This is a genomic window from Rhizobium sp. R711, assembly GCF_002211365.1.
GTDB lineage: Bacteria > Pseudomonadota > Alphaproteobacteria > Rhizobiales > Rhizobiaceae > Rhizobium.
Genome location: NZ_LOKZ01000001.1, coordinates 153,978 through 173,782, shown reverse-complemented (window position 1 = coordinate 173,782; position 19,805 = coordinate 153,978). Strand labels below are relative to the sequence as shown.

The following is a 19,805-nucleotide window of genomic DNA, read 5'->3' as shown; positions in this document are numbered from 1 at the left end:
TGGGGGGCAGTGGGGTGACCGATACAACTGCAGAACAACTGGTCTTCACGTTGAGGGTCGCGCAAGAGATTGCGTCGCTGGAAAGCCCAGACTACGACCTCGTTCTACTTCTTATTCAAAAGGCCCTGCAGGTGGCAAAGCAAGAGGCATTGCGCCATGGGATCGTCATCGACTTCGATGACGTCTCGGAGCGAGAGCACTAAGAGCGTACGGTCGAAGCAAATTCGCCTTAAGCCCCAAACCGCACGCCCGTTGATCGAGGAGGGGCTGGGGTCCGGCTCCAAGATCAGCGCAAGAGAAGCTAACGAGGCATAATTAATTTAGTGTATCCGCAAAAGCTAAATTACGGCATTGCATTTGCCAGGGGCGGTGTTTGCTGGCAGAGGGCGTCGGTCTTGGCAGGGGAAGCGCGGCGGCAAGCCATCTCGGGCGTCTCTTCCGCCTTTGCGCAAGCAAAATCGCCGAGACCGCCGCCACAGCGGCGGTCTGGCCGTAGACAGAGGCTCAGCAAGGCTCGATGGGGTTCTGACCGGCCTTGAGTTAACCCTGCTCACAGAGGATCTGCGAGCCATTTCAACATAACCTCTTTGGGTGAAGGACAGTATGCCTCTGTTAGAAGAGGAGGGCTTAACCATTCGGGGGACATCGGCAAACTCGAGACCCGCAATGGGTTGTCTCCGACCTCGGAGCAATGTCGCGAAGAGTACCCCGCATTTCTGGCCGCCCACATGAAGCACAGCCGATCATCGGTCGCACGGACGTCAATGGTGATGGTTGCGCTTGACCATTGTTGAACCTTTGCGAATCCGAACAGATCTAGGCGTTGCGGCTTAAGCAATCTGCCAAGGATCCAGGAGGGCGGTGCCTTTAGCGTGCCGGAAGGTGGGTTCCTGAGCCATTCCCCGGCTGGAACCGCAAGCGCAATTTGCGGCGCCCATACCGAAGCGTGCTTTTGCGCGGCGACTGCCGTTCCCTTTCGGCTTCATCCCAGAGAATGGTGTTTAAACTGGCGTCTCAACTATCATGTCTATCACGCGGTTAATATTGGATGTATCCATATTGGATGGTGGCTTTATTTTGCGTCGGCGCGGCCAATGTTCCATGGGCAAGTCTAGTTTCACGGCTCAGCCTCGGATCGCTGCAGCCGCTGATTGGATCCGCAGATTTGCCGTTCCTTTCGGTCCCTGGCATGCCCTGGTCAAATCGAGTGTCTTGCCGATTGAGTTTGGGGCGACGGCTTCGACGTTCTCGGAATTATTTTCGCAGATTTTTTCCTGAGGCGCTCGTTGCACCCCGCATCAAGCCGACACCCGCATTGCGAAACGTATTGCCATAGGCATCATCGTTGACGCCATCGATCTCTTCGTCGCTGCCAAGGCCAACGCCCGTCCCAACCACGTCATAAACAAGATTGTAGCGAAAGACATTGTTGTTGCCGCGCGCGTCAAAGCCGCCCCAGTTGGGTCCTTGTCTGCCCGTGCAACAGTTCTTTTCGACATTGCCGCCCGAGCCTTCCCTCGATGTCGATGCACTCAGCCCCGGTGGCAATCACATTGTCGTGGATGCGGTTGCGACCGGAGCGGTCGCTTTCCTTGTTAGGGGAGCGCCACGCCCTCTGGCGCGGTTCCGGTTTAAATTACCCTCGTCATTTTTGCGCGCTCTCGTTAAACAAGAAGTCGAAGCGACCGCAGGAACTTATTCTTGAATTAGCAATTTCATTCTTCCGGCTTGATCTTTGGTGAACGCACTCGCCGCCAGCGTTGCGAATGACATCCCGAGCACGCGCAATCCCGTCAAACCCTTCCCAGCTGTGTTCCCGATCGTAGAGAAGCCTGTCTCGATAGCTCTTCTTCATATTCGGTTTCTCAAACTGGCCATTAACGGCAAAATTCCGGAGCTCGATATTAGTGTGATTGATTTCAATCACGCGCGATCGGCCACCACCTTTTATGACCGATCCAAGTGAACCCTCTATCGTGATCGGCTTTGCGAGCTCACCATCGCGCCCATGATGGTCCCATCTGATATAAAAGGCCGCCAATGCGCATCTTTCTCCTCCGACATGGCGAATCGCTTGGTAATATCAATGAGAAAGCCTGCGCAGTTCGGCGATCACAATGTCCCGCTGACGCAGTGGGGCTATTGACAAGCGCTGGTCGCCGGACGAGCGCTTGCGTCTTATCTTGCACAATGGCCCGAGCGTGAAAATCAAGGATTGGATATATGGCATTCACCCTATCTGCAGACGCGACAAAGCAAGGAAGCGCTTTTGGAAGCGCTGCCGCCGGAACGGGTGAGGGACGTTCGGGAGGACTACCTCTTGCGCGAGCAGGATTTCGGCCTCTTCACCGAAATCTACGACCATGCGGAGCGTCGACAGAAGTCTCCCGATGAAATTCGAGAAGTGGGCAAGGCTGCGAAACAACAGCGGGAAATTTTATGCAAGGCGACCCGATGGCGTAAGCCGTGCCGATGTGGCCCAGCGGCTTCGTCTCTTCCTGCAAACCGTGATCGATACTGTGTCCGATAAAGACAATGACGTCATCATCGTTGGTCACGGCGTCACCAATCGGGCGTTTGAAATGAACCTTCTCCACCACCCGGTCGACTGGTTCGAGCGTTCCGACAATCCGGGAAATGCCGACGTGACATTAATCGAAGGAACGCGTCTTCAGGGCTACAGATCGATCCTCTTGCACAAGGCAACCGACCGGCAGCTGGGCGACGACGAGTTGCAGGTCGCGCATGGATCGGAGTTGACAATCGCACCAAAGTCTCACATCTGACCGATCGCTTCTCAACTGCGGGATTAGGAGTTTCGGTCGCAAGCTCGCCGCTATTGTTGAGCAGGTGCAAGACCGCACTCGATAACCTCGGGCTCGTCCTTGACGCTTGCCTTGATACGCAGCTCCCAGTTCGATCCTAGTTGAAAGCCATGGGCCCGCAGCATGTCGACGACTTTAGGACAGTCCGCGGGGCTGTCGTATTGTCCCGCCAGCGAAACCTCAATGAGTGTCTCCCTGGCGTCGACGGCGCAATTGCCGTTCAAGCCGGTGCTTTCGAGAAACGAGCAGACGGCCTCGGCACGCTCGAGACCCTTGCCGTCATCCGATGCTACAGGGGAACCGGCCGCAACAACGGCTGCCTCGATCAGCGATATGAAGGACCTCATTGTTTTCTCCATGGAGGGAGGCTTCGACACCGGTTGCCACGATGTCTTGGAGCCTCCCTCGTCCTTCCAGGAGATGAAGGATCAGGGGGACATAGGCCTCAAATCGGGGCGGGGAAGGGGAAAAATCGCTGAAGCAGAAGAATATGCGCGGGAGCTGCAACGGCGGATGGTATCGCAACAAATTCAAGCGCCTGGAAAGTGCAGCTGCTCGGGCCCCACAAAAATTCAGATTGGTCTTGTCGATTTTCGCGCTCTTCAGACGTCTATGGTATGGCGGTGGACATCCGCCGCATTCTCCGGTCAAAACCAAAAGGAGCTTCACGTGATGGATGCAAATGATCTTGTTTCCGCAACCGAGCTGGCAAGAAGAAACGGCCTTCGTTTTCCGAACGAAAGCGCTGAATATCGCCGCGCTCGCGACGAGTTGCTTGCCGAAGAAATCGAGCTGCGCCGGCATATCGAGCGAGTGGCGAAGCAGCGCCGTGCGCTGCCACCAGGTGGCCAGGTCGATAAAGACTACCGCTTCCAGGGCCCCGGTGGCGAGGTGACGTTGCGCGATCTCTTCAAGGATAAGTTCACACTGGTCATCTACAATTACATGTACGGACCTGAGCGTGAACGACCTTGCCCGATGTGCACATCCATGCTGTCGGCGCTCGACGGAGAAGTGCCCGACATATGCCAGCAGATTGCCTTTGCCGTGGTTGCGCGTTCGCCGATCGAGCGATTGCTTGCGTTCAAAAAGGAGCGCGGTTGGCATCACCTGCCACTCTACTGCGACCCGACCGACGAATTCAGTCGCGACTATCACGCCATCGGCCCTGACGGCAGCGATGACGCTGCCTACAACGTCTTTACGCTCAAGGACGGTGTGATCCGCCATTTCTGGAACCCGGAAATGGGGCCGGCAACCGCAGATCCTGGCCAGGACCCACGTGGCGCGCCAGACTTCATGCCGCTTTGGACCGTGCTCGACACCACGCCGCAAGGACGCCCCCCGACCTGGTATCCGAGGCTCAATTATGAAGCCGCACAATCGTGATTATGACGCCGCACGATAATGCCGCCGCCCATGCGGGCATCAGCGGACCTTGCCGACGCTCGCATACATGCCAGTTGTACGGAATTCCGTCGGATTGGTGCCATAGACCCGCCGGAACACTTTGGAAAAATAATTGGCATCCTCGAAGCCCGAGCGGATCGCCACTTCCTTAACAGGCATGTTGGCGGTCTTGGTCAACAGCGTCACAGCTCGCTTCAACCGCTTCTGCAGGACGAATTCCGCCGGCGGCAGGCCTTCGTTGGCGGCAAACATTCGGGAAAAATGCGCCCGACTGAGGCCGGCGACCCGCGCAAGATCCTCGACGGGCAGCGGTCGTTCGAGATTTGCCATGATGTAGTCGATGACATGCTGCATCGTCCGGTATTCTTCGCTGAAGACTGGATGCGAGCCGAAGACGTCGTCGTAGAGCGCCATGGCTGCCTCATAGGCAATGGCCGAGGCCAGTCCCGGCGTTTCCGCATCATTGATCAGCCGCAGACTGCAGTCGGCCAGATGTTCGATTGTCTGCGGCTGCAGCTTCAGGATCGGGCCGGTCACGGCGAGGATCGAGCGGTGGATGCGCAACGCCTCTTCTCCGTTCATTGAAATCCAGAAGAACTCCCAGCGCTCTTTATCCTCGAGCCAGTAGCGGTGATTGTGCGGAACGAGGACCAGCAGCGTCTCTCCCTCCTTCACCCGAAGCCGACGATTTTCGTAGCGCAGGTTTCCCGCGCCTGCGATTGTATGCTGGAGAACTGTAAAGGGTGTTTGCCCGCGCTTTCTGCCATCCCAGTCATAGGTCGCGTTCTCGCGGATCTCGTAGCCAGTGCTGGTCGGCATCGTGTGCAGGCTCTGGCGGCCGCGCGGCAGTGATACCGTCCGCATAATTGGACCATTGTCGATCAATTTCTGCAGCACAGAATTACCCATGAAAGCATAATCCTTCTCTGGCGGCCTCGCCGAATATGCGCATAATCGGCTCTCAAGAGAGAGAACACCGCCAGCATAGAGGAGCGGCGGGGAGGAGAACAGGCCGGATTTCTTGCCTTTTTTGGCGCCGAGCGCAAGCCCGCGTCTTATTCTTCTTCTCATCCTTCAGCGCCGGCAATTTGATCGCATCGAGGCAAAGGTCATGAGTTTCAAAATCGCTATCATCGGCGCAGGCAGCGTCGGCTTCACGAAAAAACTGTTTACCGACATCCTCTGCGTGCCGGAGTTCCAGGACGTTGAGTTCGCGCTTACCGACATGAGCGAGCACAATCTGCAGATGATCAAGCAGATCCTCGACACGATCGTTTCTTCCAACAAGCTGCCGACCAAGGTGACAGCGACGACCAACCGACGCCAGGCGCTGACGGGAGCGCGCTATATCATCAGCTGCGTGCGCGTTGGCGGCCTGGAAGCCTATGCCGACGACATCCGCATTCCGTTGAAATATGGCATCGACCAGTGCGTCGGCGATACGATCTGCGCCGGCGGCATCCTCTACGGCCAGCGCAATATTCCAGTCATTCTCGATTTCTGCAAAGACATCCGCGAAGTGGCCGAGCCGGGTGCAAAGTTCCTGAACTATGCCAATCCGATGGCAATGAACACCTGGGCCGCGATCGAATACGGCAAGGTCGACACGGTCGGGCTTTGCCACGGCGTCCAGCATGGCGCCGAACAGATCGCCGAGGTACTCGGCGCAAAATCGCCTGCCGAGCTCGACTATATCTGCTCTGGCATCAATCATCAGACCTGGTTCGTGGATCTGCGTCTGAACGGGCGCAAGATCGGTAAGGACGAGCTGATCGCAGCGTTCGAGGCACATCCGGTCTTCTCCCAGCAGGAAAAGCTGCGTATCGACGTCTTGAAGCGCTTCGGCGTCTACTCCACCGAAAGCAACGGCCATCTGTCGGAATACCTCCCCTGGTATCGCAAGCGCCCGGAGGAGATCACCAGGTGGATCGACATGTCCGACTGGATCCACGGCGAAACCGGCGGCTATCTCAGGCACTCGACTGAGACCCGCAACTGGTTCGAAACCGAATTCCCGCAATTCCTCGAATCGGCGTCCAAACCGATCGATCCGTCCAGGCGTTCCAACGAGCATGCAAGCCATATTCTCGAGGCACTGGAAACCGGACGTGTTTACCGCGGGCATTTCAACCTGAAGAACAACGGTGTCATCACCAATCTGCCCTCCGATGCGATCATCGAATCGCCAGGCTTCGTCGACCGCTTTGGCATAAACATGGTCTCGGGCATTACCATCCCGGAGGCATGTGCTGCCACCTGCATGGCCTCGATCAACGTCCAGCGCATGTCGGTTCATGCAGCTGTTAGCGGCGATATCGATCTGTTGAAGCTTGCCGTCCTGCACGACCCGCTGGTCGGTGCGGTCGCCACCCCGGAAGAGGTCTGGCAGATGGTCGACGAGATGGTCGTCGCCCAGGCCAGATGGTTGCCGCAATATGCCAATGCCGTTCAAGCTGCCAAGGAACGGCTTTCGAAGTCGACCGTCGAGACCCGTGAGTGGGCAGGCGCAGCTCGCCGCAACATCCGCTCGATCGAGGAGTTGCGTGCCGAAAAGGCTGCCCACAAGCAGGCGGTATGAAATGCCGGCAAACAGGCGACGATAGGCTCCGGGAGGGAGCCCATCGCTCACAAGCCTGTCGCCGGATCGTTTGAGGAGAAGCGGGGCCGCTGAAGGCGCCCTGAAACAAGAGGGAGAAACGATGAGAAATTTCCGCAACATTGGCATTACGGCCGGACTGGCGCTCAGCGTCTCCGTTTCGGCCCTGAGCGCCTACGCCTCTGAGCCAACCGTACCGCCTGCACCGCCGCCGTTCCCGGCGGAGGGCAAGATCAAGTATGTCTCCAGGGATTCCATTGAGGAATTCAAGGCCTTGCCTGAATATCACGAGCCGGATTGGGTGACGAAGAACTTCGTCGCGACTGGCAAGCTGCCCCCCGTCAAGGACCGCCTTCCCAAGGAGCCGCTCGTCTTCAAGACCGAAAACATGGCCGACGGCGTCGGCGTCTATGGCGACACCATGCGTCACGTCATCGGTGGTCGCCCGGAAGGATGGAACTATGGTGCTGGCCAGACCCAGGGTTGGGGCGGCATCGACATCGGCCTGTCGGAATGCCTGACGCGCACGGCGCCGCTCTTCCAGGTGCAGGCGAAGGATACCGAACCGCTTCCGAACCTCGCCAGGAGCTGGGAGTGGTCAAAGGATGGCCACACGCTGACCATGCATCTCGTCGAAGGGGCGAAATGGTCCGATGGCGCACCCTTTAACGCTGACGACATCATGTTCTACTGGGATGACGAAGTCATCGATCCGAACGTCTCGCCGCTCGGTGGCGGTGCGTCGCCGGAAGCGTTCGGCGAAGGAACGACACTTAAGAAGATCGACGATTACACGATCGAGTGGACCTTCAAGGATGCCTTCCCGAAGCAGTATCTCTATACCATGGCCTACCCGAGCTTCTGCCCGGGCCCGTCGCATATCTTGAAGCCGCAGCATCCGAAGTATTCCAAGAACACCTATGACCAGTTCAAGAATGCCTTCCCGCCGGAATTCATGAACATGCCGGTGATGGGCGCCTGGGTGCCGGTGGAATATCGTCCCGACGACATCATCGTGATGCGTCGCAACCCCTATTACTGGAAGGTCGACGAAAAGGGCAATCAGCTGCCTTATCTCAACGAACTGCACTACAAGCTGTCGACCTGGGCAGACCGTGACGTGCAGGCTGTTGCCGGCTCCGGCGATTTTTCCAACCTGGAGCAGCCTGAGAACTTCGTGGCATCGCTGAAGCGCGCTGCCGAAAAGTCCGCGCCGGCGCGTCTTGCCTTCGGCCCTCGTCTGATCGGCTACAATCTGCGCATGAACCTTTCCGCGAACGGCTGGGGCGATCCCGATGCGCGTGGTCAGGCGGTCCGCGAACTGAACCGCAGTGAAGACTTCCGAAAGGCGGTCACCATGGGCCTCGATCGCAAGGCGATCGGCGACTCGCTGGTCAAGGGGCCGTTCACGGCGATCTATCCCGGCGGCATCTCGTCGGGCACGAGCTTCTACGATCGCAAGTCCGTGGTTTACTATCCCTTTGACTTGAAGGGCGCCAAGGATTTGCTCGCCAAGACAGGCCTGAAGGACACCGATGGTGACGGCTTCGTCAACTTCCCGGCAGGCACTGAAGGCGGCAAAAACGTCGAGATCGTGCTGCTGGTCAACAATCAGTACACCACCGACAAGAGCCTTGCCGAAGGTGTCATCGGACAGATGGAAAAACTTGGCCTGAAAGTCATTCTGAATGCCCTGGACGGCACGAAGCGTGACGATGCCCACTACGCCGGCCGCTTTGACTGGCTGATCCAGCGCAGCTCGCCCGAACTTGCCTCAGTCGTGCAAAACACCGAACAGCTTGCGCCCCTCGGTCCGCGTACAAGTTGGCAGCATCGTGCTGGCAAGGATGGCAAAGTCGACCTGATGCCCTACGAAGAAAAGCTGGTCGATATCGTCACCAAGTTCCAGGCCAGCCAGGACAACAGCGAGCGCGTCGAGCTCATGAAGCAGTACCAGAAGGTTGCTACAGAAAATGTCGACACAGTTGGCCTCACGGAATATCCGGGTGCGCTGATCATCAACAAGCGCTTCTCGAATGTGCCGGAGGGTACCCCGATCTTCATGTTCAACTGGGCCGAGGACTCCGTCATCCGCGAACGTCTGTGGGTGGCCGCCGACAAGCAGGGCAAATACGAGCTGTTTCCAGCTCAACTGCCCGGCAAGCCCGGTGACAAGGGTCCGGTTAAGTAAGAGTCACCTCCCAACTGAAAATGCCGGTCGCGCGTGAAGCGCGGCCGGGCAATATCAACAAGCCGGCAGCACCGACAGGCGCAACTGGCGGCAAGGAGAAGCGAATCGTCCGATGTTACGTTTCCTGCTCGTGCGCATAGCCTCTGCGATCCCGGTTCTCATCATTTTGAGCATGGTGACCTTCGTGATTATCCAGGCTCCGCCCGGTGACTATGCTGACTACATCCGTTCGCAGCTGATCAATCAAAGTGGCGCCTCGTTTGCTCAGGCTGACGAACAGGCTCAGGCCTATCGTATCGCCCATGGCCTCGATCAGCCGATGGTCATCCAGTATATCAACTGGATCAAAGGCATCGTGACCCAAGGCGATTTCGGCTACAGCATGTTCTACAACAAGCCTGTCGCCGACGTGGTGGCCGAGCGCCTGCCGCGCACGCTGGCGTTGGCCTTGGTCTGCCACATCTTCGCATCAGTGCTCGGCATCGGTTTCGGCATCTGGGCAGCTACCCGGCAGTACAGCTGGATCGACAGTTTGCTCTCAGGCGTTTCCTTCCTTGGCATGACGGTGCCGCGCTTCCTCATGGCGCTGATCATCGTCTATCTGCTTGTGTTCCAGTTCAACGTCTCGGAAATTGGCAGTTTCTTCTCGCCGCAATTTGGTGGAGCGCCATGGTCGTGGGCGAAATTCGTCGACCTCGTCAGCCATGTCTGGCCTGTCGTCGCGATTGCCACCTTCGGTGGCCTCGCCTACAACATGCGCGTCATGCGCGGCAATTTGCTCGATACGCTGAACGCCCAGTATGTCGAAACGGCTCGCGCCAAGGGATTGTCGGGTGGGGCGGTCGTCATGCGCCATGCCGTACCGAACGCGCTGCACCCGCTCGTCATGTACCAGGGTGTCGTGCTTCCCTACATGCTGACGGGCGAAATCGAGACGGCGATCATCTTTTCGCTGCCGACCGTCGGGCCGGCGATCGTCGGTTCAATGGCGGTCGGCGATGTCTATGTCACGGCCACCTTCATGATGGTCCTTTCGGCAACACTGATCGTTGGCAACATTATCGCCGATATGCTGCTTGCCATGCTGGACCCACGTGTCCGCCAGTACGCAGGAGCCTGATATGCTCGCCTTTGATTCCGCACCACCCCCGCCTCATGAAGTCGCCGTCAACGCGCCGCATGGCAACGAAAGCTATCTTGCGCTCGTCTGGCGCCGGCTGAGACGTTCCTGGACCGGCATGATGGGTCTCGTCCTCGTTGGCCTGCTGCTTCTTATGGCAGTCTTTGCGGATTTCTTCGCGCCGATGGATCCCAAGACGACCGACGTCGGTTTTGCACCACCACAGCTTATCAGCTTTCGCGACAAAGACGGCACCTTCGCCTATCCGGCGCGCGTCTATGCGCTTGGGGAATCCGAAGAACTCGATCCCGTCACCTTCCAGCCGATTGTCGGGCCGGACTATGACAATCCGCGTTATCTCGGCTTTTTCGTCAAGGGAGCCGAGTACGATCTGCTCGGCCTCATCCCGGCCAATCGGCATTTCTTCGGGTCTGTCGACGGCCAGCCGGTCCACTTCCTCGGAACCGACAAGTTTGGCCGTGACATCCTGTCGCGCGCCGTCATCGGCTCTCGCATCTCGCTGATGATCGCACTGACGGTGGTCTTCATCGTCACGCTTGTCGGCACGACGGTCGGCATGGTTTCCGGCTATTTCGGCGGAACGTTCGATGCCTGGGTACAGCGCTTCGTGGAGATCGTTCTGGCCTTCCCGCAATTGCCTCTCTATCTGGCTCTGACGTCGCTTATTCCGGTTACCGCTCCAACGAACGTCTTTCTGGCTTTCGTCATTGTCGTTATGTCCGCACTCGGTTGGGCGCAGATGTCGCGCGAGGTCCGCGGAAAGACGCTGGCGCTTGCCCGCATCGACTACGTCCGTGCGGCCATGGCGGTCGGCGCAACTGACCGGCGCATCATCTTTCAGCACATCTTCCCCAACGTAATGAGCCACGTGATCGTAGCGGTCACATTGCATATTCCAAGCGTCGTGCTGCTGGAATCGTTCCTCGGCTTCCTCGGCTTCGCCGTCAAGCCGCCGTTGATCTCCTGGGGCCTTATGCTTCAGGACACCGCAAATTACTCGGTCATCGGGACCTATCCCTGGATTTTGGCCCCCGTCGGCTTCGTGCTCGTCACCGTCTTTGCCTTCAATGCGTTGGGTGACGGTCTGCGCGACGCGGTAGATCCCTATTGAGGTGATGAAGATGGCTCTCTCTCTGGTCAATTCCTTCGCGCCGCCCGTTCGTCACGACCACGAGGCGCATTCGGAAAAACCCGTTATCGACGCGCGTAATATCGGCGTCAAATTCAAGGTCGAGCACGGCACCGTCGATGCGGTGAAGGACGTTTCCTTCCAGCTTTACCGCGGCGAAACCATTGCTATCGTCGGTGAGTCCGGCTCCGGAAAATCCGTGACGGCCCGCACGGTCATGGGGCTTTTGTCGAAGCGTGCCAGCGTCTCGGACAGGTCGAGCGTCCAATATGACGGCAACAACATCCTGACATTTTCCGAGCGTCGGCGCCGCAAATTGCGCGGCGATCGGATCTCGATGATCTTTCAGGAGCCGATGAGCTCGCTCAACCCGATCTACACGGTCGGCAGCCAGATCGTCGAAGCGATCCGCGTCCACCGCAAGGTTAGCCGCAGCCGAGCCGAGGCAAGGGCTCTTGAACTCTTGAAGCATGTCCAGATTCCCGATCCGGAAGCCCGCCTGATGCAGTATCCGCATCAGTTGTCTGGCGGACAGCGCCAGCGTGTGATGATCGCCATGGCCCTTGCCAACGATCCTGACGTGTTGATTGCAGACGAGCCGACAACCGCGCTCGACGTCACCGTACAGGCACAGATCCTCAATCTCATTCGCAATCTCCAGACCAAGCTGCGCATGGCGGTGATCCTCATCACCCACGACCTCACGGTGGTGCGCAAGTTCTCCGACTATGTCTACGTCATGCAGCATGGTGAAATGCGCGAGCACAACACGACCGAACAGCTCTTTGCCAATCCGCAGCACGCCTATACCAAGCATTTGCTCGGCTCCGAGCCCCGCGGCCAGGCCAATCCGTTGCCGGAAGGCTCAGATGTTATTCTCGATGCGCGCAAGGTCCGCGTGTCGTTCATGATGCGCCATGGCAGCTTCTTCAAACCGCAGCTGAAGGAACTGGTCGCCGTCGACAGCCTGAACCTGACGCTTCGTCGTCACGAAACGCTCGGTCTTGTCGGCGAATCTGGCTCTGGCAAGACGACTTTCGGACAGGCTCTGTTGCGACTGAACGAACCGGAAGGCGGCGAGATCTTCTTCGACAGGGTCCCAATTCATGGCAAGTCGCGGGCCGAGATGCGGCCATTGCGCTCGCGCATGCAGGTCGTCTTTCAAGACCCGTTCTCGTCGCTCAATCCGCGTATGACGATCGGCCAGATCATCGAGGAGGGCTTGATCGTCAACCAACTGGGCGCGACCAGGGCAGAGCGGCTCGAGCGTGTTCGCGAGGCGCTTGTCGCAGCCGGTATGCCAGGCAATATCCTGTCGCGCTTTCCACACGAGTTTTCCGGGGGGCAGCGCCAGCGCATCGCGATCGCTCGCGCCATCGCGCTGGAGCCCGAGTTCATTCTGCTGGATGAGCCGACGTCGGCGCTCGATCTGTCCGTCCAAGCGCAAATCATAGAACTGCTGCGCAAGCTGCAGGACGAACGCGGCCTCAGCTACCTCTTCATCTCGCATGACCTCAAGGTCGTGCGTGCCCTCTGCCATCGTGTGATCGTCATGCAGCATGGCAAGATCATGGAAGAGGGGCCCGTCAACGACGTTCTCACCAATCCCAAGACTGCCTACACCGAACGGCTCGTCAAAGCCGCTTTCGAGGTAGCCTGATTGCCCATGCCGGAGGTTATTATGGCAAGAAATCCCAAGATCACATTTATCGGAGCAGGCTCCACCGTCTTCATGAAGAACATTGTCGGTGACGTATTGCAACGTCCGGCGCTATCGGGTGCAACAATCGCATTGATGGACATCAATCCACAGCGCCTGGAAGAAAGCGCGCTTGTCGTCAACAAGCTGATCTCTACGCTTGGGGTTAAGGCGAAGGCACAGACCTATTCCGACCAGCGCAAGGCGCTTGATGGTGCCGACTTCGTCGTCGTCGCCTTCCAGATCGGCGGTTACGAGCCCTGCACGGTGACCGATTTCGAGATCCCCAAGAAATACGGACTGCGCCAGACGATTGCCGACACACTTGGCGTTGGCGGTATCATGCGCGGTCTGCGCACCGTGCCGCATCTCTGGAAGATCTGCGAGGACATGCTTGCCGTCTGCCCCGAGGCGATCATGCTGCAATACGTCAACCCGATGGCGATCAATACCTGGGCAATTGCGGAAAAATATCCGATGATCAAGCAGGTCGGCCTCTGCCATTCGGTACAGGGCACCGCGATGGAACTCGCCCACGACCTCGACATTCCTTACGAGGAGATCCGCTATCGCTCCGCCGGCATCAATCACATGGCGTTTTATCTGAAGTTCGAGCATCGCCAAGCGGACGGGTCTTACAAGGACCTCTATCCGGACCTGGTGCGCGCCTACCGCGAAGGCCGTGCGCCGAAGCCCGGCTGGAACCCGCGTTGCCCGAACAAGGTGCGTTATGAGATGCTGACGCGCCTCGGCTATTTCGTCACCGAAAGCTCGGAGCATTTCGCCGAGTACACGCCCTACTTTATCAAGGAAGGCCGCGAGGATCTGATCGAAAAATTCGGTATTCCGCTCGACGAATATCCGAAGCGCTGCATCGAGCAGATTGAGCGCTGGAAAGGGCAGGCGGAGGCCTATCGCTCGGCGGACAAGATCGAGGTCAAGCAGTCGAAGGAATATGCGTCGTCGATCATCAATTCAGTCTGGACCGGCGAACCCTCGGTAATCTACGGCAACGTCCGCAACAATGGCTGCATCACATCGCTGCCCCATAACTGCGCTGCTGAAGTGCCGTGCCTCGTTGATGCGTCCGGTATCCAGCCAACCTTCATCGGCGACCTGCCACCCCAGCTGACGGCGCTGATCCGCACCAACATCAACGTCCAGGAATTGACGGTTCACGCGCTGATGACGGAAAATCGCGAGCACATCTATCATGCCGCGATAATGGACCCCCATACGGCTGCAGAACTCGACCTCGACCAGATCTGGTCCATGGTCGACGATTTGCTGTCTGCCCACGGCGACTGGCTACCGGCATGGGCGCGCAGTGGCCGCAAGGTTCAGGCCGCCTGACCATCTCTCTCCCGGTCACGGCTACATGAGGTCCCGCGGCGTTGCCGCGGGACCTTTTTCGTACCGTCACTTGGAGCGGACATACACGATGCGCGCCGTGCGGGACCGAAAATCAGATGTCATGAGCTTCTGCGCGTGAAGGAAGCGAGCCTCTTCCTGTTTCCGACCGAAGCTGTAAAGGCGCTCGTTTCCTTGCGGGAGGCCATCCTTATCCGTGCATCTGTTCAGATCGGTTGATGTCTCGGCCCGGTCAGGCTGCTGATGCTGCCTATAAGCCAACGGGAGAATGAGCCCAGTCTGCGCGCCCAGGTGGGATGGTTATCCGCCTGAAATGCAACTATTCGTTTGCGGAATGACTGCGTCGCGGGCTCCGCCTCCGACCCGAACACGCTCGTCTGCCTGCCTGTCGTATCCGCCCTGATCCCGCGCCTCGCGTCCTGCCCCGGCTTTGAGGTCCTGCCGGGCCCGTGCCGGCCGGCAACGGCTTTGCCGTCCTCCACTGTCGTTGCGGCCCTTGCGGGTGCCGGCCGGCGCGCAAGGCCCGGCTTTTGGACCGCCGTAGCAGGTCGCGATGGTCGCGACCTCGAACCGGAGGTTTCGAAGATGACGAGGCAGACCCCACACCAGCGATCCGATATCTATAGCCGTATCACCGACACGATCATTGCCGAACTCGAACAGGGCGTGCGCCCCTGGATGCAGCCCTGGACCACGGCTCATGCGAACGACCGCATCACCCGGCCGCTGCGCCACAACGGCCAACCCTATTCCGGCATCAATGTCCTCATCCTCTGGTCAGAAGCGATTGCCCGCGGCTTTTCCTCGGCCACCTGGATGACGTTTCGCCAGGCGCTCGACCTTAGGGCTGCGGTCCGCAAGGGCGAGACCGGCACCACGGTCGTCTTTGCCAGTTCCTTCATTCGCAGCCAGACCAGCGACAGCGGCGAGGAGATCGAACACGACATCCCGTTTCTGAAAGCCTACACCGTCTTCAATGCCGATCAGATCACCGGACTGGACGAGCGGTTCCATCAGCTCAAAGCGGTTGCCGATCCGCTAGCCCGCATCGCCGCTGCCGACCGCTTCTTCGCCAACACCGGCGCCTTGATCCGGCACGGCGGATCATCGGCCTACTATCAGCCGGCCCGCGATTACATCCAGATGCCGGCTTTCGAAGCCTTCCGCGACGCTCAATCTTACGTCGCCATCATGAGTCACGAGCTGACCCACTGGACGGCGGCTGCGCATCGTCTTGATCGTGATCTCAGCCGTTATGCCAAGGACAATAGCGAACGCGCCCGCGAGGAACTGATCGCCGAGCTCGGCAGCTGCTTCCTCTGCGCCGATCTCGGCATTGTTCCAGAGCTTGAGCCACGCTCCGATCATGCCAGCTATCTCGATGGCTGGCTGAAGGTGCTTGCCGGCGACAAGCGCGCGATCTTCACAGCCGCCGGCCATGCCCAGCGCGCCGTCAGCTACCTGCATCATCTGCAGCCAGGCACCGAATCCGAAGGCGAGGGGGAGGCGGCGTAAGGGCCGCCTTCTCTTTGTGCGTAGCATTCCTCATGCCTAAGGTAACCGTCGTGAGCTGCCGCGATCTGCGTGACGCGCGGAATTGGCGCAACGTGTGAGACCATCCGCAAGGGTTCGAAACAGGGTGGTTTTCGTCAGGACGATCATGGGTCGCGACTCGGTTGGTGCGTTGGCGTGACGGAAAATCCGCGCGCCGGCAGGTCAATACCCGCGAACATCGCTTCGCCCTGATGGCAAACTGCGTCTCGTCGATCAGACCTGCCTTAAGGAATTGGCGCACAGTGGCGACGCCGCCGTCGATCTTGACGTCCTTGTCGCCAGCCGCAGCCTTTGCCTTTCGCAGCGTTTGCTCAATGCCGCCGGTAGCGAAGTAAAAGAAGTCCCCCCCTCATGGCGATAGGATCACGGGCGTGATGCGTGAGAACGAGGGTCGGTGCATGATGGGGCATCGAAGCGCTGTCCAAACCAGTCGGACACGGGAATGCTCCGGGCGCAACTGCGAATCGTTAAAACGGTCTTTTGTCCGACAGCTGGACCACTGCAAGGGGATCGAGCCAGCGCGCAAGTGGTGCCGGTCATGGAAGGCCAGGAGAGCAAGATCGCGACCCGGCGTTCCGGGGCGATATCTTCGAATGCATAGAATTCGCATAGTTTAAGCAATAAATCGTTATATCGCTATGTCGTAATGTATCCCTGGTCGTATTGGATCTGGGGACGCAAAGATGCTTGAACTTCTCAATCGGCATGCCCATCGATTTCTTTGTAATAAAGACGGCAACTTCGCAGTGCTGACTGCGCTGGCAATGGTGCCGCTATTGGCGGCCGCTTCCATTGCGGTCGATTACACCAATGCCGGTTTCGAGGCGGACAAATTGCAGGAGGCATTGGACGGCGCTGCGCTCAGGGCCGTCCGGCTTTACGGCGAGGGCCAAACCGAGGCGGAAGCCACTCAAGTGGCAAACGATACATTCTTCGGCAACTGGGACCGCTCTCAAGGCAACGGGGAAGCCGGAGCGGCGATGCCCCCGTCCGTCAATATCCTTTATTCGGAGGTGGGACAGCAGATAACGGCAGCAGCCGACTATTCATTTGACTACCAGCCTGTGTTCCTGACCCGCTTGTCATTTCCCATCTCCCGCCACAGCAGCGCCTCTTACCAGACGGGCGGCGAAGCCTGCATCCTGGCGCTCAATCGGACAGCTGACCGGGCGTTCGAGGTAAGCGGCAGTTCCATGGTCGATACCTCGGGCTGTACGATCACCGCAAACTCAAACAGCGACCAAGCCATCTATGTTGGCGGGTCGGGAACCCTGAAGACGGAATGTCTTTATACGCCGGGCAAGGTCCAGGCCTCTCCAAACAGCATGACTCTCGCCTGCGGCCAGGCGCATGAAGGAAGCTCGGTGGCCATCGACCCGTTCAAGCGCAAAACAATGCCGGCAGCGGGACAGGCGGTGGATCTGGCCGGATGCGGCCAGAACTTTGTCGGCGGTGGTGGCGGCGGCGGCAACTGCAATGGCACCGGCAAGACCCCAAGCAAACCTGCCGCAGGATATGCCGTGACGCTGAAGCCGGGGACGTATGACGGCCTCGAAATCAAGGGCAATGTGAAGCTGCAGCCCGGCAACTACATTATAGACGGCGGCACTTTGAAGTTCGACAGCCAGTCGGTCATCACCGGCGATCAGGTCACCTTCTTCCTGCTGAACGGCGCTGCAATCGACATCCATGGCGGCTCGACCTTCAACGTCACCGCCCCGACGTCGGGCACCTGGGCGGGATTCTCGATCGTTGCTGACCGGAGCAACACAGCTGCTGCCGTCATCAACGGCAACAGTAATTCGCACCTCAACGGCATCATCTACATGCCGGCCGCCCAGGAGGTCCAGTACGCCGGCAATGGCGGAACGGGTGGCGAATGTGTCCGCATCGTCGCCCAGGAGATTACCATGATCGGCAACAGCACGTTCAAGCTGGATTGCAAGTCGGAACTGGCGAACAACCAGATCAACAGTGCCGGAGCCGTCCGTCTCATCCAGTGAGGATGGGCGACAGGCGGTCTGCTCGTTTGAGGTCCGATGGTGATGTGCAAATCTCCACCGACTGGAAGCGTCACTCGTACCCGATCATCACCTGCATCGTAGTGATCGGTTCTCTGAACCGGCGCGGCCCCTGGGGCAGGACTTGCTTTCGAAACAAAAGGGTCAAAGCTACCCTCCCACCCAGGCCACTGGAGCCGTTTTCCCGAGCGTCAGCCCAGTAGCGATACGGGCCGAAGGGGTGATCGGTTGCCTGTGGATGGTCGTCAGCTTGGCGACAGTGAAGTTGATCGGAACGGACCAGCCGGTCGTTTCCCAGTTGTAGGTGGAGGCCGTATTCAGCGAGAATGTCCACGCGTCTTTGGTCGTGTAGGAGACGAACGGCTGCAGAACCGTCAAACTTACCTCCGCCCGATAACTCTACCCTGGCCGAGCATCCGACCGTCCACGGCGGGTCCTGCTTGAGAACGACCGCCGTCGGCCCTTTACCCCACTTGCCAGTACCGAGGAACTCGTCGGTCGCGCTCGAGCCATTCTTCGAAAAGTCGTGGCGACCCAAGCCTTGACCAGGAGCGCCTCACAAATTGCATTTCGTGCTGTCGCATCTATCCATTGTGACGAATATTGACACTATGTGATGCGCGCAGTGGGGCATCCGGCCGTTTGAGGCTCCCACGCCGTCACAGGTCGAATTCGACGCGTCATTTGACGCTGTGCTTGCGCGATAGGGGAGAATTCGACTTTCAACGCCATGACCGTGGGGAAAAGGCCGATGTGGAGTGAGCAGGGATTTTTACGCGTCTCGATCGCAGCCACGGTCATAGTCGCCGCGCTCGGTGTCGTCTTCGGCATATTGTCGGGCTCGTTTTCGATCGCCTTCGACGGCGTCTATTCGCTGGCGGATGCGGCAATGACGGGGCTTGCGCTCTGGGTTTCGAGCCTGATCGTCAAGTCGGCGCAGACAGATGCGCTCTCCGGCAGAATTCGCAACCGCTTCACCATGGGCTTCTGGCATCTGGAGCCGATCGTCCTCGTCCTCAATGGCTGTCTGCTCATGACGGTGGCGGTCTATGCGCTGATCAACGCCATCATCAATATCCTCAATGGCGGTCACGAGCTGCATTTCGGTGTCGCGATCGCCTATTGCGCTGTGACTTTCTTCGTCTGCATGGTCATGGCCGCAATGGGCATCAAGCTGAACCGCCGCCTGCGATCGAATTTCATATCGCTTGATATCATTGCCTGGATCATGTCCGGCGGGATCACCCTCGCATTGCTGATCGCGTTTGTCATCGGCCTTGCCGTTTTGCAGACGCCGGCCGACTGGATCGCCAATTATGTCGATCCAGTCGTCCTGGCGCTGGTCAGTCTCGTGATGATCCCACTTCCGATCAGCACCGTCTGGAAAGCGCTGACAGAAATTCTGCTGATCGCGCCGGTCGACCTGAGGAACCATGTCGATGTTGTTGCATCGGATATAGTGCGCCGCTTCGGCTTTCTCTCCTATCGCGCCTACGTCGCCCGTGTCGGCCGAGCAACGCAGATCGAGCTTTACTTTATCGTTCCGGCAGGGCTGCCGCCGAAGACTGTAGAGGAATGGGATGCGCTGCGCGATGAAATCGGTGAGGCGATCGGCGACGAAAGTGCTAATCGCTGGCTCACCATTGCCTTCACCGCCGATGTGGAATGGGCGGAATAAGTGGTCTTTTGACTGTGCGCACTTCGGGCAACTGTCTCTGCTTTGATTGCGAACAACGCCCAGCATCCCACCCGTGCTATTCTCCGGGCTGGGACGAAGGCGCCGCCGACCGGTCTTAACATGATTGTTGCGGCCGTCGCCGGCGCTGACATTGTGTGGCCGGTCACGGAAAAAGAGAGGGACTTCGCTG

General features: G+C 58.7%; 15 protein-coding genes and 3 pseudogenes. 12 read left to right on the top strand and 6 right to left on the bottom strand.

Annotated elements, in window-relative coordinates; all coding sequences use genetic code 11:
- The first annotated feature begins 14 nt into the window (after positions 1–14).
- Positions 15–203, top strand: coding sequence for a hypothetical protein (locus ATY80_RS00805; RefSeq protein WP_088690610.1), 189 nt, complete (start codon positions 15–17; stop codon positions 201–203).
- 1,051 nt (positions 204–1,254) lie between these two features.
- Here ATY80_RS00805 and ATY80_RS28830 read toward each other — a convergent pair.
- Positions 1,255–1,548, bottom strand: a complete 294-nt coding sequence (locus ATY80_RS28830) for a hypothetical protein (protein WP_189637058.1) — start codon at positions 1,546–1,548, stop codon at positions 1,255–1,257.
- A gap of 97 nt (positions 1,549–1,645) precedes the next feature.
- Complete coding sequence (locus tag ATY80_RS28825; protein WP_189637057.1) at positions 1,646–2,041, bottom strand: hypothetical protein; 396 nt, start codon at positions 2,039–2,041, stop codon at positions 1,646–1,648.
- Between ATY80_RS28825 and ATY80_RS00795 the strand changes: the two are divergent.
- Positions 2,041–2,786, top strand: a pseudogene (locus ATY80_RS00795) (phosphoglycerate mutase family protein). The gene ATY80_RS28825 and the pseudogene ATY80_RS00795 sit on opposite strands and share 1 nt — an antisense overlap.
- 50 nt (positions 2,787–2,836) lie before the next feature.
- Here ATY80_RS00795 and ATY80_RS00790 read toward each other — a convergent pair.
- On the bottom strand, positions 2,837–3,172 hold the full coding sequence (locus ATY80_RS00790; RefSeq protein ID WP_088690609.1) for a hypothetical protein: 336 nt from the start codon (positions 3,170–3,172) through the stop codon (positions 2,837–2,839).
- Positions 3,173–3,497: 325 nt separating this feature from the next.
- Between ATY80_RS00790 and ATY80_RS00785 the strand changes: the two genes are divergently transcribed.
- Entirely contained in the window at positions 3,498–4,214 is a 717-nt protein-coding gene (locus ATY80_RS00785) for a DUF899 family protein (RefSeq protein WP_088690608.1), read from the top strand.
- Positions 4,215–4,253: 39 nt separating this feature from the next.
- Here ATY80_RS00785 and ATY80_RS00780 read toward each other — a convergent pair whose 3' ends face one another.
- Entirely contained in the window at positions 4,254–5,144 is an 891-nt protein-coding gene (locus tag ATY80_RS00780) for an AraC family transcriptional regulator (RefSeq protein ID WP_088690607.1), read from the bottom strand.
- A 202-nt stretch (positions 5,145–5,346) separates the two neighbouring features.
- Here ATY80_RS00780 and ATY80_RS00775 point away from each other — a divergent pair, with 202 nt between their 5' ends.
- The 7 genes from ATY80_RS00775 to ATY80_RS00745 all read left to right on the top strand — a co-directional run bounded on the left by ATY80_RS00775 (position 5,347) and on the right by ATY80_RS00745 (position 15,877).
- Positions 5,347–6,813, top strand: a complete 1,467-nt coding sequence (locus ATY80_RS00775; RefSeq protein WP_088691442.1) for an alpha-glucosidase/alpha-galactosidase — start codon at positions 5,347–5,349, stop codon at positions 6,811–6,813.
- Positions 6,814–6,934: 121 nt separating this feature from the next.
- A complete protein-coding gene (locus ATY80_RS00770; RefSeq protein WP_088690606.1) occupies positions 6,935–9,022 on the top strand; it encodes an ABC transporter substrate-binding protein in 2,088 nt (695 codons plus the stop codon).
- A gap of 112 nt (positions 9,023–9,134) precedes the next feature.
- The gene (locus tag ATY80_RS00765) at positions 9,135–10,142 is read left to right on the top strand and encodes an ABC transporter permease (RefSeq protein ID WP_088690605.1); all 1,008 of its coding nucleotides are present in this window, start codon (positions 9,135–9,137) and stop codon (positions 10,140–10,142) included.
- Between the two features lies 1 nt (position 10,143).
- On the top strand, positions 10,144–11,274 hold the full coding sequence (locus tag ATY80_RS00760) for an ABC transporter permease (protein WP_088690604.1): 1,131 nt from the start codon (positions 10,144–10,146) through the stop codon (positions 11,272–11,274).
- Positions 11,275–11,284: 10 nt separating this feature from the next.
- Positions 11,285–12,952 (top strand): ABC transporter ATP-binding protein, encoded by a 1,668-nt coding sequence (locus ATY80_RS00755; protein WP_088691441.1) that lies wholly within the window; start codon positions 11,285–11,287, stop codon positions 12,950–12,952.
- A 21-nt stretch (positions 12,953–12,973) separates the two neighbouring features.
- Positions 12,974–14,344, top strand: a complete 1,371-nt coding sequence (locus tag ATY80_RS00750) for an alpha-glucosidase/alpha-galactosidase (RefSeq protein WP_088690603.1) — start codon at positions 12,974–12,976, stop codon at positions 14,342–14,344.
- A 603-nt stretch (positions 14,345–14,947) separates the two neighbouring features.
- On the top strand, positions 14,948–15,877 hold the full coding sequence (locus ATY80_RS00745; protein ID WP_088691440.1) for a zincin-like metallopeptidase domain-containing protein: 930 nt from the start codon (positions 14,948–14,950) through the stop codon (positions 15,875–15,877).
- Between the two features lie 176 nt (positions 15,878–16,053).
- Here ATY80_RS00745 and ATY80_RS29280 read toward each other — a convergent pair.
- Positions 16,054–16,329: pseudogene (locus ATY80_RS29280) on the bottom strand (dihydrofolate reductase); the annotation flags it as partial.
- A 270-nt stretch (positions 16,330–16,599) separates the two neighbouring features.
- Between ATY80_RS29280 and ATY80_RS00735 the strand changes: the two are divergent.
- Positions 16,600–17,919 carry a TadE/TadG family type IV pilus assembly protein gene (locus ATY80_RS00735; protein ID WP_088690602.1) on the top strand — a complete coding sequence of 440 codons (1,320 nt, stop codon included), beginning with the start codon at positions 16,600–16,602 and terminating at the stop codon, positions 17,917–17,919.
- Positions 17,920–18,064: 145 nt separating this feature from the next.
- Here ATY80_RS00735 and ATY80_RS00730 read toward each other — a convergent pair.
- Positions 18,065–18,442: pseudogene (locus tag ATY80_RS00730) on the bottom strand (transporter); the annotation flags it as partial.
- A 246-nt stretch (positions 18,443–18,688) separates the two neighbouring features.
- Between ATY80_RS00730 and ATY80_RS00725 the strand changes: the two are divergent.
- Positions 18,689–19,615 (top strand): cation transporter, encoded by a 927-nt coding sequence (locus ATY80_RS00725; protein WP_088690601.1) that lies wholly within the window; start codon positions 18,689–18,691, stop codon positions 19,613–19,615.
- Positions 19,616–19,805: the final 190 nt, after the last annotated feature.

Excerpts from the sequence above, each read along its gene's own strand:
- ATY80_RS00790 (WP_088690609.1), bottom strand. The coding sequence starts at position 3,172 with ATGAGGTCCTTCATATCGCTGATCGAGGCAGCCGTTGTTGCGGCCGGT.
- ATY80_RS00785 (WP_088690608.1), top strand. The coding sequence starts at position 3,498 with ATGGATGCAAATGATCTTGTTTCCGCAACCGAGCTGGCAAGAAGAAAC.
- ATY80_RS00780 (WP_088690607.1), bottom strand. The coding sequence starts at position 5,144 with ATGGGTAATTCTGTGCTGCAGAAATTGATCGACAATGGTCCAATTATG.
- ATY80_RS00775 (WP_088691442.1), top strand. The coding sequence starts at position 5,347 with ATGAGTTTCAAAATCGCTATCATCGGCGCAGGCAGCGTCGGCTTCACG.
- ATY80_RS00770 (WP_088690606.1), top strand. The coding sequence starts at position 6,935 with ATGAGAAATTTCCGCAACATTGGCATTACGGCCGGACTGGCGCTCAGC.
- ATY80_RS00765 (WP_088690605.1), top strand. The coding sequence starts at position 9,135 with ATGTTACGTTTCCTGCTCGTGCGCATAGCCTCTGCGATCCCGGTTCTC.
- ATY80_RS00760 (WP_088690604.1), top strand. The coding sequence starts at position 10,144 with ATGCTCGCCTTTGATTCCGCACCACCCCCGCCTCATGAAGTCGCCGTC.
- ATY80_RS00755 (WP_088691441.1), top strand. The coding sequence starts at position 11,285 with ATGGCTCTCTCTCTGGTCAATTCCTTCGCGCCGCCCGTTCGTCACGAC.
- ATY80_RS00750 (WP_088690603.1), top strand. The coding sequence starts at position 12,974 with ATGGCAAGAAATCCCAAGATCACATTTATCGGAGCAGGCTCCACCGTC.
- ATY80_RS00745 (WP_088691440.1), top strand. The coding sequence starts at position 14,948 with ATGACGAGGCAGACCCCACACCAGCGATCCGATATCTATAGCCGTATC.
- ATY80_RS00735 (WP_088690602.1), top strand. The coding sequence starts at position 16,600 with ATGCTTGAACTTCTCAATCGGCATGCCCATCGATTTCTTTGTAATAAA.
- ATY80_RS00725 (WP_088690601.1), top strand. The coding sequence starts at position 18,689 with ATGTGGAGTGAGCAGGGATTTTTACGCGTCTCGATCGCAGCCACGGTC.